The organism is Oceanobacillus sp. FSL K6-0127 (assembly GCF_037983385.1).
GTDB classification, from domain to species: domain Bacteria; phylum Bacillota; class Bacilli; order Bacillales; family Amphibacillaceae; genus Oceanobacillus; species Oceanobacillus profundus.
Genome location: NZ_CP150287.1, coordinates 3,782,592 through 3,798,840, shown reverse-complemented (window position 1 = coordinate 3,798,840; position 16,249 = coordinate 3,782,592). Strand labels below are relative to the sequence as shown.

The following is a 16,249-nucleotide window of genomic DNA, read 5'->3' as shown; positions in this document are numbered from 1 at the left end:
CATTGTAATTATATACTTATTTAAGGTTAAAGTAAATAAAAAAGCAAAGGGCTTTTAGTCATTTTAAACAATGATATTTTTAATTGATTTGTGTAAAATAGATAGGTAGCGGTTAATTACGGATAATTTAATGAAGGATTTGAGGTACTAATTCATGAACGATTTTAATAAGAAGGCCATCCGAGGTGGAAATTCGTTAACTAGCTGGGAAGCAAACGCTACAAGTAAAATCGTTTTCCAGATTCTTAATGACCATTCAAATGGCACCGTTCACAGCGTTTTTAATAATAGCTTTAATTTGATTTTTGGTGAAAGAATGATTCATATTGGTTCCGTAGAGAATGGTGTAGCCCCATTTGGTATTGGGGTGGAGCACATGAATGCACAACTGCTAACGAGACAAATCAAAGGAAATCTACCGGTTCAATGGGATGCTTTTAACAAGCAGTTAATTATTGGAAACAAACATCTCCTTTCATTAAATCAGGTGGTCCGAACAAATCATCTGCTGTCTGAACAATCGTTTAATACTACAAGTATTCAGCGCAATCTAGATTGGATAATTTCCAAACTACGTCATGAATCTTGGCAAACAGGATTAGCTCAGACAGTTGAAGAAAAGGAATATATTATCGATTATCTTTTATCGAGGAAAATTACAGATGAAAATCAATCGCTGTTTCGCAAGTTTGATGAGTTGGATTGTGTTGTGAAGAATTGTTACGGTCCGGATGTTCAAAATGTCTTTGATTATTGGATTGGTAGAGGATTAGGTCTTACACCAAGTGGTGACGATCTTCTTACTGGGATATGTGCAAGTCTTTCTGTTTTGCAGGGAACATCGAATCGCTTCCATTTACAGCTTAAAGGGTACGTGACACAATATGGTTTGCAACGTACAACACAAGTAGGTTATGAATACCTCTATTATGCAGCGCAGCATAAATATCATTCCCATTTAATTCAGTTTTGTTCGGCTTTGCTTACAGAACAGGAGTCAAGTTTATCAGCTGTTTTAGAGGAAATGAGGGCTATAGGACATACATCTGGAACAGACACAATAATTGGTGTGTTATTGGGGATGAAAATTGGACTCGTTGACTAACATGCTTTTTCGTTTTTGCCTTCTGTTTTGAAGTCGGGTAACTGGCTTGAAAGAACGAACATATGGAATATCCATATGGAAATATTACGTTAATATATTATTATAGGTTGGTGTTAATATGAAAGAGTTGCTAAAATCTAGTAACTGGGTATCGGGCTTACAATGGCTCTTTTTTATTTTTACAAATATTGTTGTCATACCGATAACAGTTGGAGCTGCATTTGAATTATCGCAAGAAACAATTGTTTCAATGCTTCAATTATCCTTCATTGTGACAGGGCTCGCATGTATCATTCAAGCATTGCTTGGTCACCATCGTGCAATTATGGAAGGGCAGTCAGGGCTATGGTGGGGAGTTATCCTTACACTTGTTAATACTGCTGTAGCACAAGGAATGCCATTAGATGTACTAGGTGGTAGTTTAACGGTTGGTATTATCATTTCCGGTGTTCTAACAATTTTGATTGGTATAACTGGAGTTGGGCCAATACTTGCCAAGCTTTTTAACCCAGGTGTAATGGGTGTTTTTATGTTTTTATTTGCATGTCAATTGGTTGGAATCTTTCTGAAAGGAATGTTAGGTATTCCTTTTGGGAATGTTGAGGGCGAGGTTTATATTGATCCAGCTATTTCCATACTATCAATTGTAATTGCACTTATCGTTATTATTATTAGTATTAAGGGTTCATTAGAAATTCGAAAGTATGGTTTATTAATTGGAATAATTATTGGTTGGATTGCATATGCAATTATTTTCAAAACAGAATCTGTAGCAGGTGCCCAAGCAAAGGCATTCAGTTTTGAATTATTTCCGTTTGGAGCACCAGCATGGGATATTGGTATTATTTTAACGGTTGTTTTAACCGGCTTGTTAAATACGGCTAATACATTTGGTGCACTTAAAGGAACTGACAGTATGTATGGAAAAGAAGCAACGAACAAACAATACCGTAATTCGTTTACAATCACAGGATTTGTGACAGGTTTTGCTGGTATGTTTGGGCTTGTTCCATATTCACCGTATGTGTCATCGATTGGTTTTCTAAACCAAACTGGAATCATTAAAAGGATACCATTTCTTATTGGTGGATTTCTGTTCTTCATGATGGGTATTATTCCTGCAGTTGGAGCATTTTTCTCGACGCTTCCATTAAGTATTGGTAGTGCGGTTTTATTTGTATCTTATTTGCAGATTGTTATTTCATCTAGGAACTTCTTTAGGCTTGTTAAATGGAATACAAGAAATGTTTATCGTTCTGCGATTCCATTACTTGTAGGTATCATCATTATGACAATGCCGGCATATTATTTTAATTCATTACCGGAAATCATTCGTCCATTATTAAGTAATGGCTTAATCGTTGGTATTACACTTGCATTAATTTTAGAAAATCTAATATCATGGGATAAAGTCGACTAACATGGATGAAATTAATAGATATTGTACGGAATCAGAGGTTACTCATCTGATTCCGTTTTTTTATTTACTTAAAAATACAATGTTTCCGCGAAAATATGACCAAATTTATCGATCCTATAATATATTTTTGTTTAATACGCAAAATATAGATGATGAGCACCCGAATGAAGAGAAATAAAAGAGAAACGGTAACTCATAGGGGCGATGAGCACCCGAATGAAGAGAAATAAAAGAGAAACGGTAACTCATGGGGGTTATGAGCACCCGAATGAAGAGAAATAAAAGAGAAACGGTAACTCATGGGAGCGATGAGCACCCAAATGAAGAGAAATAAAAGAGAAACGGTAACTCATAGTGGCGATGAGCCCCCGAATGAAGAGAAATAAAAGAGAAACGGTAACTTATAGGGGCGATGAGCACCCAAATGAAGAGAAATAAAAGAGAAACGGTAACTCATAGTGGCGATGAGCACCCGAATGAAGAGAAACAAAAGAGAAACGGTAACTCATAGGGGCGATGAGCACCCAAATGAAGAGAAACAAAAGGGAAACGGTAACTCATAGGGGCGATGAGCACCCGAATGAAGGGAAATAAATACAGAATAACCCATCAATTTTTACGCAAGCATTAGTTAGCAGAGCGAATTTTCAGTGCTATTTACCCAACTGGTTCTTATGTAATAAGTCGTTATTTTGTGCAAATGTGATAAAAAGAAGAGACAAATTAGCAAAAATAGCATAATCACAATATTTTATGTCGGTTTTATATAATAAAAAACGATTTAGTTTGTACGTTATGAACAATGACATTATACCTGGAAGCGCTTATAATCAAAAGGGCTTAAGAGTTATCATAAACTACTTGATGACTTAACAATTATAAAATAGATAGATTGATGAAAAGGGGTTGAAAGCCAGTATGTCTACAAAAAATGATACACTGACTGTTGATGATAAAAAGAATTTACAGAGTCACGAAAACGATTCATTAAAGCCGAATACTGAAAAAGATAGGACGTTAGGTCCATTTGGCTATATGTCGATGTGGGTCGGTGACGGGGTTAACATGGGTAATATGACACTAGGTGCTAGTATCATCGTACTTGGTGTGGCAACATTAAATGCTGTTCAAACTTTTGCTGCAGCTTTGGTAGCGATTGGAATTATTTCAATAATATTTGCATTAAATGACAGACTTGGTTATCGAACAGGAATACCTTACGTTGTACAACTTAGAATGTCTTTCGGTGAAAAAGGTACAATAATATCCTCACTACTACGAGGAGTACCGGCAGTTATCTGGTATGGTATTCAAAGCTGGATCGGGGCAACGGCTTTAAATGAAATTGTTAAGATTGCCTCAGGCGGTTCGATCGATAACGTTGCAATTTGTTTTATCATATTACAATCTTTACAAATTGTGCTTTCTATGTTTGGATTCCATGCAATTAAATGGGTTGAAACGGTGGCATCTGTGGTGCTTATGCTAATTATAGCGTTTGTAGCTGTAGTACTTCTGAAAGATCATAGTGCTGTTATCGCAGATAGCTGGGTACGTGCAGAAGGATCATGGGGACTTCCATTCTTTGGATTTATTATGGTATTTATGGGTAACTATGCTGCGATTTTCTTAAGCGCTGCTGATTATTCAAGAGAACTTAAATCAGGGATTAGTGATAAAAAACGTGGGCTATTTTACTTCTTGCCAATTGCTATTTCATATGGTTCGGTAATTGTAGTTGGTGCAATGCTTGCGACTGCAACTGGATTCACAAACCCGGCAAGAGCATTACCAGCATTAATTGATAATACGTTTATTACGATCTTTATATCTGCTTTTATCGTATTTGGATCGGTTGCTGTTAATATGGTTGCGAATATTGTATCACCAACCTATGTAATTCAATTGTTTACAAAATTAGATTATAAAATTGCTGTAATTATAACTGGACTTTTAGGAATGGTTTCATTCCCTTGGTTATTAGTACAAGACTCTTCCGCAAAAGGTCTCGACATGTTTGTACTTATTTATTCAGCATTTTTAGGACCTTTAGTTGCTATTCTATTAGTTGAATACTACCTATTAAGAAAACAAAAAGTGGATATAAAGAAATTATATGAAAAAGGTGGACAATTTGCAGGCTCGAACCCAGCAGCATTTACTGCGATGTTAATCGGTGCAGCTGCAGCCTTCTCATTTGTTGATCTAGCATGGATAATCGGCTTTATTGTTGCAGGTATTTCTTATATTATTATTTCGAAATACGCATTTAAGGGTTCAAGGTTTAAAAAGGATACAATTTACGAAAATAAATAAATGATTAAAGGAACGCCTGTGGAGACAATAAATAATCCGCAGGCGTTTTCTGTTGCGTGTATATTAAAAACTAAATGTTTATATTTTTACCTTTTTTATAATACCCTTGCATCACTTCTTGCGGTACCATGTTCCCACCAGTTGCCCATATTAGATGGTGAGCCTGTTTCATCTTATCTGTCAGATTATGTTTTTTGATATAGTTTCGACCACTTTGCTGTGACATAAGCTGAACAGGACCATAAAACCCAGCTAGTGCAGATGGTTCTAAGAAGATGTCTTCTGTATCAGCCAAATCACGAAGCAAAGCATACAGTCTCGCATCTTGGATCGTATAGCAGCCACTTAGCAAATGTCTAATCGTTTCACCTACAAAACTGGAAGTCCTTCCTACAGCAAGCCCATCTGCATCAGTCTGGTTACTCAAGCCGAAGTCCTGAACAGAGATCTTGTCTTGAAGCCCTGTCAACTGACCCAGTAAAAAGCATGGGGAATTTGTAGGCTCTGCGAAAAAACAATGGACATGTTCTCCAAACTCAGCATGAAGACCAAAAGTAACCCCGCCTGGTCCGCCTCCAACGCCACACGGAAGATATACAAATAATGGTTGATCTGCATTAACTTCAATGTCCATCACATGTAATTGTTCTTTTAATCGTGAGGCGGCAACTGCATAGCCTAAAAAGAGATTTCTTGAGTTTTCATCATCAATAAAATGACACCTAGGATTATTTTCGGCTTGCTTTCTCCCTTCAATCACTGCTTTACTATAATCAGATTCGTATTCTATAACCTGAACACCTTTGCTGCGCAGAAGGTCTTTTTTCCATTGCTTTGCATCTGCAGACATATGTACGGTTACTTTAAATCCAAGTTGGGCGCTCATAATGCCAATGCTCAAGCCGAGATTACCCGTAGAACCAACTGAGATTTCATAGTTTGAAAACAACGTTCTAAATGTATCGCTGTCAAATTGGGTATAGTTTTGATCAACAGAAATATAATGATGCTTTGAGGCAACCTCTTCAGCATGCTTTAATACTTCATAAATCCCACCCCTAGCCTTAATGGATCCAGATATTGGTAAATGACTATCGCATTTTAATAGGAGGTCTTTTTGAAATGCACCATCATATTTTTGCTCCATTACTCTCTGCATGCTACGTATTGGTTTTATAGGTGACTCAATAATACCTTCTGTCTCCATAGTTTCAGGGAAAACTTTAGCTATATAGGGTGCAAAACGTTTTAGTCGTTCTGCTGCATCATCTATATCCGCATTTGTTAGTGTGTTTTTGGAGTTCTCCATTCGATATGCAGGGTTTGGCCAGAAAACTTCATCTGCATAGACTATTTCTTCAAGAATTGGATGTTGCTTCACCCATTGTTCCATTGTTTTATCTGCAATTAGTTTACTTACCATAACATCAATCCTTTCCATATAATTTACTGACAAATTCTGGCTTAATCTTCGAAATTTATTACTCCTATATAGTCTATCATTTTGTTCCTCAATAAATCGAATGGAATTTTGAATTTTTTCTTCATTGACTATAGAAAGTACGAGAGGATGTTAAAAGTTTATAAAGCTTCGGTACGGGAAACTTAATTTGTAAAATCTCTAATAAGGCGGTTCTAACAATGAAAAGTTTCATTATAATTTTGGGTATTAGTAGTGTTATGTTTCTAATCTCTTGCAGCAGCTCTGAGACGACCACTGAGGAGAGTAATGCACAAGATGCGAATAAAGAAGCTCAAGAAACAGCTGCAGATAAAGAGCAATTACGAGCACACGCAGATTTGATTGTAGACGCATTAGATAATAAAGATTTTGAACAATTATCCACTTTTGTTCATCCGGAAAAAGGGATTCGATTTACTCCATATGCATTTATAGAGGAAGAAGAGCAGCCTATTTTTGAGGCTGAACAAGTGCGTGGATTCCCTAATGATAGTGAAGTATATGAATGGGGAACAGAGGATGGGACAGGAGATGCAATCCGGTTAACTCCTAATGCGTATTATCATGACTATCTCTATATTCGTGATTTTACGGAATCAACCGAAATACTAGTAAATGACATTGATCCGCGTGGCAATATGAGGATGAATGTGGGAGAAGTTTATCCAGAAGCAAGGTTTGTAAGCTATTATGTACCTGGAACCGATGAGGAAATGGATTGGGCAAATCTTATTCTTGCCTTTGAGGAAGTGAACGATGATTGGTACTTGGTTGGTATAATTGTGGATCGTTGGACAACCTAGTAGATCTAGATCTATTATCGAAACCTCAAGCATCTTTGTCGAAAAATGTTAATGATTCCTTAATTCAATATAAACTGTTAGAATATAATAATAATCGAATTAATATTACTATTAAATACAAAACGGAAATTAATAGGGTACAAAGAGGTGGGCAATGTTGGGAAATGTAATTCACATGCAGGATGTAACGTGGAGAAGAGAGGGAGAGCACATTCTCTCTAATATCAATTGGCAGGTTTCAAAAGGTGAGCATTGGGCAATTTTAGGATTAAATGGTTCAGGAAAAACGACACTATTAAACATGATTAATGGCTATATTTGGCCAACCACTGGACAAGTCAGTGTATTAAATCAAGTCTTTGGAAAGACGGATATTAGAGAATTACGGAAATCAATTGGCTGGGTCAGTTCATCTCTACAGGAAAAAATAAAAGGAAGCAATTATACAGAAGATATCGTTGTAAGCGGGAGTTTTGCCTCAATCGGACTGTACGATAACCCTACCACGGGAGACTATAAAAAAGCGAATCGAATCATGGAACAATTAGGCTGCGATTATTTACAAGGTCGTACCTATCAAACCTGTTCACAGGGAGAAAAGCAAAAAATATTAATTGCAAGGGGATTAATGGCATCACCGGAATTGCTTATTTTAGATGAGCCAACAAATGGACTAGATTTTATTTCAAGAGAAGGATTATTAGCTGCAGTCAATCAATTGTCATTAGAAGAAGAGGCTCCAACCATTATTTTTGTAACACATCATATTGAAGAGATATTGCCGATTTTCTCAAACACACTGTTGCTTCGTCAAGGCACAATATTTGATAAAGGTAAAAGTGTAAATGTATTAACAGATCGAAACCTGTCTCGTTTCTTTAATACCTCTGTTAATGTTGAATGGCAGAAAAATCGAGCCTGGATGACAACAGCACATTAATTTCGATAAATATTTCCCAGGAAATATTTACTGTTTTTCTTCGAATTAGGAATAGTACCAGCGAAATAATGAACGAGTAAAAATATATCTTTTAGTGTGGCCTCGATTTTGACTTTTTTGACGTCTATTACGGTGATTAATGCGAAACACGGTCAGATACAGCTTCCTTATAAAATTAGTTGAAATTTAGTTCCTTGAAGTAGAGTCCATTTTGATTAATCGTATTTTAAAAATGGACTCCGTTTGGCTGCTCACTCTTTCCGGTATGGTATTTATCCTTGGAACTCATGACGATCTAAGCTCATGAAAAAAACAGGTCCAGGCTCTTCTGGGATATCTGGGACCATTTTGATAATCTGAAATCCAACTTTTTCATAAGCTTGGATAGCTATACGATTGTTAACCTCTGGATTAATAATACACCTGTCTACACTTTCATCTGAAAAAACAAACTGACTTAGGAAAAGTGACAGAACTTTAGTGCCAAGTCCTTTATTTCTATACTCCTCTTCTCCTATAAATAGGTCTAAGCTGGCTGAGTTAGTTAGATCAACGTACTTTTCAAATATTGGATAATCACTCCAATTAAATGTTTGTATATAACCAATAGGTGTATCATCATAAAGAATTAGATACGGATCAGTTGGCTCAACCCGTTTGATATAATCAGAAAATTCCTTAGCTACCTTCTCATAAGGTTCCTTTTTGTTGTAAGCCCAAAAACGGTTAACAAAGTGGTCATTTCTAATCCAGTTATACAAAAGTGGTAAATCCTCTAATATAAGTCTTCGAAATTTAATCATGTTTGAATCCAATTTCATATTCCCCCTTCTGAATTGGTTAGTGTGGCTTACCTAGCATTCAAGAGTTATACGAGACGGAACCTACCCAAAAAGATGAAGCCATTATTTCAACGTTAGATTACTCCTATTTCTTATTAAAATATTCCATTTTGATTATTGGAAAATCATTACTGAAAACTTTCCTGGTAATCAATATAATCCTTTGCTTCCCAACTGATATCTTCTAAAAATGCCCCGAGTTCGGGCTCATCAGTTTCAATTGCCAAAGCTGTTTGAGGTGAAAAGCAATAATAATTGCTAATACTAATGATGCCAATAACTGTCTCATTTCTTATCCTTAAAAGAAAATTATCTATTCTTTCTAGAATAGTATAATTTCAAAATAGAAAAAAGGCTATAGAAAGTGTGTGATAGCAGTAAATAGACGTTTTCCAATATGGATATTGTTGAATAATCCATTAACAGCTAAAACCGAACATTTATTAAAAATATATAATAAAATGTTTGGTATTGACGATATAATTCAATCGTGATAGTATTATTCAGTACTGTTTTTATATTAATTATCATACTTTAAGCAAAAGGAGATCTGGCTGTGCATTTCAAAAAACATTATGAAGAGATCAAAAAAATTGCTGAACAAATATATTATCATCCAGAGTTAGGATATAAAGAGCATCAGACGAAGCAAACAATAATTGATTATTTAAAAAAAGTTAATCAAACCATCCAAATTGATGAATTTAGTACAACAGGGTTCCGAGTTACACTAGGAAATGAAAAGAAAGACTTGCACCTTGCTTTTATTGCTGAATTGGATGCTGTATATGCGCCTACACATATGCATGCAAATGAAGAGACAGGTGCAGCGCATAACTGTGGGCACTATACACAGGTAGCAATAGCACTTAGCTTATATCATTATTTGTTCAAGACAGAAGCATACAGAGACTTAGACTATCAAATTACATTTGTTTTTGTTCCTGCAGAAGAGTACTTGGATTTAGCTTATCGCGAAGGGCTAATGAAAGAAAAAACGATTGAACATTATGGTGGTAAACCTGAGGCAATGAGATTAGGGGTATTTGATGATATTGATCTCGCCATTTGCGTTCATGCAATGGGTGGAGAATTTGATAAGCGGTCTACAGAAATAAATGCTGATCTAGCTGGTTTTCTGTATAAAAAATATACATTCAAAGGAAAAGCAACACATGCTGGATTTGATCCGTTTTCGTCAAAAAACGCATACAATATGTCGACATTATTTAATGTTGCTGTTGGCTTAAGTCGTCAGCAATTAAAAGATTCAGAACAAGTCAGAATAAATCCGATTGTAATGGAATCTGACATGTCTACAAATGTCGTGCCAAACCGCATTATGGTAGGTACAGATTTGCGTACAAAATCGGTGGACTATATGAAAGAAGCGGCAATGAAATTAGATGCTGCTGCTAAAGGCAGTGCTTATGCCTTACAGGGAGAAGTTGAAGGGACTACCCAAATGGGATATCTTCCTTTTGTTCAAGATCGTTACCTGTCAGAATTTGTGCTGGAGGCATTCGAGGAAAACGAGGAAATTGAAGCGATAAAGAATAATAACTTTATTAGTGCTGCTGGAGACATTGGTGATTTATCCTATATGATGCCATGTATCCAAATTGGTTATAGTGGCTTTACTGGCACGATTCATGGTGATGACTTTATCGATATCGATCCTGAGTACATTTATGAAATTTTTCCAAGGTTTTTAGCTGACGTTTTGAAAAAAATGAACGGACGAATTGATAAAGCTAAGTTATACAAAAGAAGTTATGAATCGTATATAGAATTAATTGAAGGAATTGTTAAGTAACTATCTGGGGAAGAGGACAATCACATGAAGAACAAAAACTTTATATTTCTTATTATCTTTGTGCTTATTATTATTACAGTAGCTGAAATGATTGGTTTTCAGAGTATACCAATAGGAAGTATCTCGATTGGATTATTACCTTTAGTATTTGCTATTGTGATTACGATGATTTTAGGGTTGCAACTGTTTCGAAAAGGTTTCTGGAGGCATGTTTATAGTAAAGCAAACATTGATTTTGCCGGGAAGTATTTAATTTTTATTATGTTGCCATTAATGGCTCGATACGGAGCAGATGTAGCCCCGCAAATAAGAGAAATACTTCAGGTTGGATGGGTATTTTTATTCCAAGAAATTGGAAACCTTGGTACAGTTGTATTTGGACTGCCAATAGCAATTCTGCTTGGATTAAGACGTGAAGCGATTGGTGCAACGTTAGGAATTGGGCGTGAAGGGGAGCTTGCGTATATATCAGAAAAATATACCCTTAATTCCAGTGAGGGAAGAGGAGTACTTTCCTTGTATATTATTGGTACATTATTCGGAACGATTTTCTTCAGTATTTTAGCACCTGTATTGCTCGGTTTCGGTTTTCCGGTTGAAGCACTGGCGATGGCATCAGGAGTGGGATCTGGAAGTATGATGAGTGCATCTTCTGCAAGTTTAGTTGCACAGGTTCCTGACATGGAAAGCACGATTTTAGCCTATGCTTCTGCAAGTCAATTATTAACAAGCTTTCTTGGAACATTTACAATGGTATTTTTAGCTGCGCCATTACAGAAATTTATGTACAAACTATTGGTTAGAGGTGAAGAATAATGGCTAACATGTTAACGAATAAATATATAAAGTACGGCCTGATATTGCTTCTTAGTGTTAGCCTGATTGTCTTTACACAAGAAATTAAACATTTAAAAAATCCAGATTCAATGCCAGTCACATCAATGACTTTTCTTGGTCTTAGTACGTTATGGCTCTTTTCTATGATTGGAATTGGTATTTCAGATCTAATGCAGAAGACACCAGTCAAATTTATGAGGGAATTCCCTGTATTAGGTTGGGTTTCGATTACTTCTTTAGTGCTTTGCCTTTTATTTGACTTTTTTATTACAGCGATTCAAGCTGTTGATTTTCTTTCAATAACCACGCCTATTTTAACATTTGCGGGAATTTCTGTAGCAAATCGGCTTGTTGATCTGAGAAAAACATCTTGGAAAATTGCGATAGTAGGTATGTTTGTTTTTACTGGAACATATTTAGGAAGTACGTTGATTGCTAGTCTAGGTCTTTACTTAGCGGGAAATTAAATATACTCCATCCATCATGGCGTGAGCTTTACTGTAATCTCGTAGTATGTTAAAATAGTGCATCACAAATTTTTACTTTCAACATAGACATTAATAGTGTATAATTGTATAAACAATTCTAAAGGGTGTGTATTTATGAAAAAATACGTCGTCCTTTTCATTTATCTCACGACGATATTTGGGTATTCCTATTTTGCCATAGATGGACAGCTGCATAATCATTTTGTTATGGAGCAAGGTGAGAACTTAAGTAACAATACTTCAACAGGGTTTCACCCTACAGATGATGGAAAGCAAAAGATTTCAATTGTTAAGTTTGAATTTTTATTATTTCTGTTTGTATGTTTACCATACCTGTCTTACTTTTGTATAAAGCTCATGAGAAGACTCATAGTGCTAACTCCAGTATTTTACCAATCTAATTATGTGATCAGACTTCTTTTAATTAAATGAATGATTTTAATTAAAAGGAGGCTATGTTCATGATGTGGATACGATTTGTCATATTAGGGTTCTTTTCTCTAACTGCTTTGTCTGTGTTTTTCTACCAGGGTATAGAAACGGTTCAAGCGGTAAAAGAGTATTTTAGCTTAAATAAATATTTGTAAAAAGAAAAGACTGTTCCTGATTAAATTCAGGAGCAGTCTTTTTAATATGTGATCTTGCTGAACTTTTTGAACAATATCTTTTAGGATAAAAATTGCATTTAGCGAGAGAAACTGCAAGTATCGAACATTCCATGCTAAAATAGGTTGGACTATAGAATTTTGAGGGAGTGTTACATATGAACATTGCTACAATCGGAACTGGAAGGATCGTGGAATTATTTCTATCCGCTGTTCGTGAAGTTGATGGAGCTAGATGTGTTGCTGTGTATTCAAGGAAAGAAGAATCAGCACAAGCTCTGGCAGATAAATTTGATGTTTCTGCTATTTATACTGATTTAAATGAAATGATGCATGATTCTGCTATTGATTTTGTTTATATTGCATCACCAAATAGCCTGCATTTTGAACAGGCATATCTTGCATTACAACACGGTAAGCACGTAATCTGTGAAAAACCTTTTACATCGACCATACGTGAAACCGAACAATTAATTGAACTGGCAAAACAAAAACAACGGATGCTTTTTGAAGCAATTTCCACGATCCATATGCCAAATTATAAATTAGTGAAAGAGCATATCGCTAGTCTTGGTGCAATTAAGTTCATTCAATGTAACTACAGTCAGTTCTCAAGCAGATATGAAGTATTATTAAGTGGAGAAACACCAAACATTTTTAGTCCGAAATTTTCCGGAGGTGCTTTGGTAGATATCAATGTATATAATCTGCACTTTGTAATGAATCTGTTTGGAAAACCGGAAAAAGTTAGCTACACAGCAAATAAACATGGAAATGGAATTGATACATCTGGTGTTGCGGTACTGTCCTATCCGAACTTTATCGCAGAGTGCGTCGGTGCGAAAGATACACAGAGTATGAATTTTGCAATGATTCAAGGCGAAAAAGGATATTTGAACGTAGTAAACGGTGCGAATGGTTGTCAAGAGGTTATGATTAAGAAGGAAAATCGCGAAATAAAGCTCAATACACAAACAAATGAAAATCGCCTTTATTATGAGGTAGCTGAGATGCAGCAAATTTTTGCTGCAAAGGATTTTGAAAAATGCTATGCGTTGCTCGATTATACAAAGTCAGTTGTTGAAGTGCTGGAGGCAGCGAGAAAAGACGCAGAAATTGTATTTGATGCAGATTTACGTTAAAAAGCGTAGGATGTCTTTGTTGAATTGCAAAATATAGATAATACTTGACTGTTTCCAATCAATTGCCTAAAGTAAAATGATATTCGAAAAATGAGGGGAATAGGAATGAACAGTTATTCGGAAGGTAAAATACAAGCGTTTCAAAAACAAAATGACAATCGTGCTCGGTTTTTAATTAAATGTCCAGATCAACCTGGTATTGTGGCGGCAGTTTCAAAGTTCCTTTATGAGCACAATGCCAATATTGTCGCATCTGATCAGTTTACGATGAACCCTGAAGGTGGGGAATTTTTTATTCGGATCGAGTTCGAATGTCCTGATTTAAAAGGGCAAATGAGTAAACTGGAGACAACGTTTCTTCCAATTGCAGAGAAATTCAATATGGAATGGAAAATCATGTATGTTCGTGATATTAAAAACATGGCTATATTTGTCTCGAATGAACCGCACTGCTTATTAGAGCTCCTTTGGGAATGGCAAAGTGGCGATCTAATGGCAAACATTGCACTTGTGATAAGTAATCATGAGACTGCTCGTGAGATGGTCGAATCGCTGGGCATTCCATTTTATTATATACCAGCGAATAAGGAAATACGTCATCAGGTGGAAGAAAAACAGAAGCAATTGCTTGAACAATATGAAGTCGATTTAATTGTGCTTGCACGTTATATGCAGATTCTGACACCAGATTTTGTAGGGCATTATGAAAACCGTATTATTAATATCCATCATTCATTTTTACCAGCTTTTATTGGGGCGAAACCATATGAGCGTGCTTATCAGCGTGGAGTGAAAATGATTGGTGCGACATCACATTATGTAACGAATGATTTGGATGAGGGGCCAATTATCGAACAGAATATTGGCAGAGTCGATCACCGTGATAATGGAGATGATATGAAAAAAATTGGCCAATCGATTGAGCGAAGTGTACTAGCTCGAGCAGTAAAATGGCATCTCGAAGACCGCATCCTTGTCTATAAAAATAAAACAATTGTATTTTAATCAAAGGGCCAGTTCTGATCATGAGCTGGTTCTTTTTTATAGCTTAGTTTCGACTTGCAGATATTTTAGTCATTATAAAAATAACCTGGTTCTAAGCTCCATGGTATGAGCTAACTCCCCCACGAAATACTGCGGGCGGAAGCATTTTGAGAATACGGTCTCAGCCTCCTCTGGAAAGCTTCCCAGCAGACATGTGTGTCGGTTAATTTGGTTGAAAGAGCAAAAAAGAATCTATCGATAAGAAAGCAGTCACGGTCGTTTTGGATGAAATGATGAGAAGAAACAGCCGAGGCGCGGATACTTAGAAACAAAAACAATCGAGTTAAGAAATTTTTCGAAAAGGAAAGAGCCGGCATGACATGTTAATCTGCAAAAATCCAGTCAGTGAGCGCTCCAATGAGAATCGCATAAATCACATGTTTTCAATAATAACTCTCCCACATTTCTATTAATTACTTAAAGGAAAACACTTTATTAATAGGAACATTTGTTCTATAATGAAGGTGATTAGAAAAAGAAGAAATAACGGACTAGCATTCGTTAATCGTTTTATCTTTGTACCATCAAAGTGAACAGGGTTGTAAATCGAACGAAAAAGTCTAAAAGCCAATGTGTATTTTAGACGAGGAGGGATTGAATGACCAATAACAACGTAACATTTGAAGAGATTGTTGAACAAAATGAGCGAAGAATTCACTATCATATCCATCGATTAAATATTAGAGACACCGAACAGGAGTTTTTTCAAGAGGGTTTAGTGGCGATGTGGAATGCATACGAGAAGCATCAACCAGATAAAGGCCCATTCGCAACATACTTCAACTATATAATTCGCAACCGTTTGATAGATTTAATACGTAAGACAAATAGAGAGAAGGAAAAGCAGATACTTTTGAATATTGAACAGAAAAGACTTCTCCATAATGGAAATTGTTATCGTAGTCATGTTATTTCCTATCCAATGATGATAGCTGAAAAGCCGATAACTGATGAGATTTTTTGGGAACATGTGAAAAAACAACTTACCGGAAATCAATGGAAATGGGTAACCTATTTTATTATCGAGAACATGTCTGTTAAAGAAATTGCTGAACAAGAAGGTGTTTCGATGGAGGCTGTAAAAAGCTGGGGAAAAGAGGCTAGGAGAAAGTTAAAATGTGGAGTGGCTAGATATTAGTAAAAGGATATATAGTCTAATGGGTAACGTATTCAATTACTAAATTTTAAAAATAATAAGTGCTTTACAATAAATCAAGCCTGTGGTATCTTGAAGACAGAAAACTTCATCATTATTTTTACGCTAGGGGAGCTGTGAAAGCGGCTGAGAAGAACTGGATTGTTCTGACCCTTTGCACCCGAACTAGATAATACTAGCGTGGGGAAGTGTAGTCAATCTGTATATCTTTCTATTGATATCGATATATACATGTAGACTGCATTCCCCAGGGATGTAGTTTTTTTGTTTGGA

The 16,249-nt window shown here is 35.9% G+C and carries 14 protein-coding genes and 1 riboswitch; of the genes, 12 read left to right on the top strand and 2 right to left on the bottom strand.

The window, feature by feature from the left end:
• Positions 1–154 precede the first annotated feature (154 nt).
• The 3 genes from MHH64_RS18600 to MHH64_RS18590 all read left to right on the top strand — a co-directional run bounded on the left by MHH64_RS18600 (position 155) and on the right by MHH64_RS18590 (position 4,841).
• Positions 155–1,105, top strand: a complete 951-nt coding sequence (locus MHH64_RS18600; RefSeq protein ID WP_340002181.1) for a DUF2877 domain-containing protein — start codon at positions 155–157, stop codon at positions 1,103–1,105.
• A gap of 118 nt (positions 1,106–1,223) precedes the next feature.
• Complete coding sequence (locus tag MHH64_RS18595) at positions 1,224–2,525, top strand: uracil/xanthine transporter (protein WP_340002180.1); 1,302 nt, start codon at positions 1,224–1,226, stop codon at positions 2,523–2,525.
• Between the two features lie 918 nt (positions 2,526–3,443).
• Entirely contained in the window at positions 3,444–4,841 is a 1,398-nt protein-coding gene (locus MHH64_RS18590) for an NCS1 family transporter (protein WP_340002179.1), read from the top strand.
• Positions 4,842–4,911: 70 nt separating this feature from the next.
• Here MHH64_RS18590 and MHH64_RS18585 read toward each other — a convergent pair whose 3' ends face one another.
• Positions 4,912–6,264 carry a D-serine ammonia-lyase gene (locus MHH64_RS18585; RefSeq protein ID WP_340002178.1) on the bottom strand — a complete coding sequence of 451 codons (1,353 nt, stop codon included), beginning with the start codon at positions 6,262–6,264 and terminating at the stop codon, positions 4,912–4,914.
• A gap of 218 nt (positions 6,265–6,482) precedes the next feature.
• On the opposite strand from MHH64_RS18585, the gene MHH64_RS18580 reads away from it, so the two are divergent.
• Entirely contained in the window at positions 6,483–7,106 is a 624-nt protein-coding gene (locus MHH64_RS18580) for a hypothetical protein (RefSeq protein ID WP_118889823.1), read from the top strand.
• 157 nt (positions 7,107–7,263) lie between these two features.
• Entirely contained in the window at positions 7,264–8,046 is a 783-nt protein-coding gene (locus tag MHH64_RS18575; protein WP_118889853.1) for an ABC transporter ATP-binding protein, read from the top strand.
• 272 nt (positions 8,047–8,318) lie between these two features.
• Here the strand turns inward: MHH64_RS18575 and MHH64_RS18570 are convergent, their stop codons facing one another.
• Complete coding sequence (locus MHH64_RS18570; RefSeq protein WP_339316364.1) at positions 8,319–8,861, bottom strand: GNAT family N-acetyltransferase; 543 nt, start codon at positions 8,859–8,861, stop codon at positions 8,319–8,321.
• 583 nt (positions 8,862–9,444) lie between these two features.
• On the opposite strand from MHH64_RS18570, the gene MHH64_RS18565 reads away from it, so the two are divergent.
• The 7 genes from MHH64_RS18565 to MHH64_RS18535 all read left to right on the top strand — a co-directional run bounded on the left by MHH64_RS18565 (position 9,445) and on the right by MHH64_RS18535 (position 15,958).
• Positions 9,445–10,704, top strand: coding sequence for a M20/M25/M40 family metallo-hydrolase (locus MHH64_RS18565; RefSeq protein ID WP_340002177.1), 1,260 nt, complete (start codon positions 9,445–9,447; stop codon positions 10,702–10,704).
• A 24-nt stretch (positions 10,705–10,728) separates the two neighbouring features.
• The gene (locus MHH64_RS18560) at positions 10,729–11,520 is read left to right on the top strand and encodes a DUF3100 domain-containing protein (RefSeq protein ID WP_095313166.1); all 792 of its coding nucleotides are present in this window, start codon (positions 10,729–10,731) and stop codon (positions 11,518–11,520) included.
• Entirely contained in the window at positions 11,520–12,008 is a 489-nt protein-coding gene (locus MHH64_RS18555; protein ID WP_095313164.1) for a hypothetical protein, read from the top strand. The genes MHH64_RS18560 and MHH64_RS18555 overlap by 1 nt, the downstream gene beginning before the upstream one ends.
• A gap of 482 nt (positions 12,009–12,490) precedes the next feature.
• Positions 12,491–12,616 carry a hypothetical protein gene (locus MHH64_RS18550; RefSeq protein WP_262366399.1) on the top strand — a complete coding sequence of 42 codons (126 nt, stop codon included), beginning with the start codon at positions 12,491–12,493 and terminating at the stop codon, positions 12,614–12,616.
• A gap of 176 nt (positions 12,617–12,792) precedes the next feature.
• Positions 12,793–13,776 (top strand): Gfo/Idh/MocA family oxidoreductase, encoded by a 984-nt coding sequence (locus MHH64_RS18545; RefSeq protein ID WP_303447517.1) that lies wholly within the window; start codon positions 12,793–12,795, stop codon positions 13,774–13,776.
• 105 nt (positions 13,777–13,881) lie between these two features.
• A complete protein-coding gene (gene purU, locus MHH64_RS18540; RefSeq protein ID WP_340002176.1) occupies positions 13,882–14,781 on the top strand; it encodes a formyltetrahydrofolate deformylase in 900 nt (299 codons plus the stop codon).
• A gap of 637 nt (positions 14,782–15,418) precedes the next feature.
• Positions 15,419–15,958 carry a sigma-70 family RNA polymerase sigma factor gene (locus MHH64_RS18535; protein ID WP_340002175.1) on the top strand — a complete coding sequence of 180 codons (540 nt, stop codon included), beginning with the start codon at positions 15,419–15,421 and terminating at the stop codon, positions 15,956–15,958.
• 115 nt (positions 15,959–16,073) lie between these two features.
• Positions 16,074–16,180: riboswitch (TPP riboswitch) on the top strand.
• Positions 16,181–16,249: the final 69 nt, after the last annotated feature.

What these genes read in the sequence shown, in the direction of transcription:
- MHH64_RS18600 (WP_340002181.1), top strand. Translation starts at nt 155, where the DNA reads ATGAACGATTTTAATAAGAAGGCCATCCGAGGTGGAAATTCGTTAACT.
- MHH64_RS18595 (WP_340002180.1), top strand. Translation starts at nt 1,224, where the DNA reads ATGAAAGAGTTGCTAAAATCTAGTAACTGGGTATCGGGCTTACAATGG.
- MHH64_RS18590 (WP_340002179.1), top strand. Translation starts at nt 3,444, where the DNA reads ATGTCTACAAAAAATGATACACTGACTGTTGATGATAAAAAGAATTTA.
- MHH64_RS18585 (WP_340002178.1), bottom strand. Translation starts at nt 6,264, where the DNA reads ATGGTAAGTAAACTAATTGCAGATAAAACAATGGAACAATGGGTGAAG.
- MHH64_RS18580 (WP_118889823.1), top strand. Translation starts at nt 6,483, where the DNA reads ATGAAAAGTTTCATTATAATTTTGGGTATTAGTAGTGTTATGTTTCTA.
- MHH64_RS18560 (WP_095313166.1), top strand. Translation starts at nt 10,729, where the DNA reads ATGAAGAACAAAAACTTTATATTTCTTATTATCTTTGTGCTTATTATT.
- MHH64_RS18555 (WP_095313164.1), top strand. Translation starts at nt 11,520, where the DNA reads ATGGCTAACATGTTAACGAATAAATATATAAAGTACGGCCTGATATTG.
- MHH64_RS18550 (WP_262366399.1), top strand. Translation starts at nt 12,491, where the DNA reads ATGATGTGGATACGATTTGTCATATTAGGGTTCTTTTCTCTAACTGCT.
- MHH64_RS18545 (WP_303447517.1), top strand. Translation starts at nt 12,793, where the DNA reads ATGAACATTGCTACAATCGGAACTGGAAGGATCGTGGAATTATTTCTA.
- purU (WP_340002176.1), top strand. Translation starts at nt 13,882, where the DNA reads ATGAACAGTTATTCGGAAGGTAAAATACAAGCGTTTCAAAAACAAAAT.
- MHH64_RS18535 (WP_340002175.1), top strand. Translation starts at nt 15,419, where the DNA reads ATGACCAATAACAACGTAACATTTGAAGAGATTGTTGAACAAAATGAG.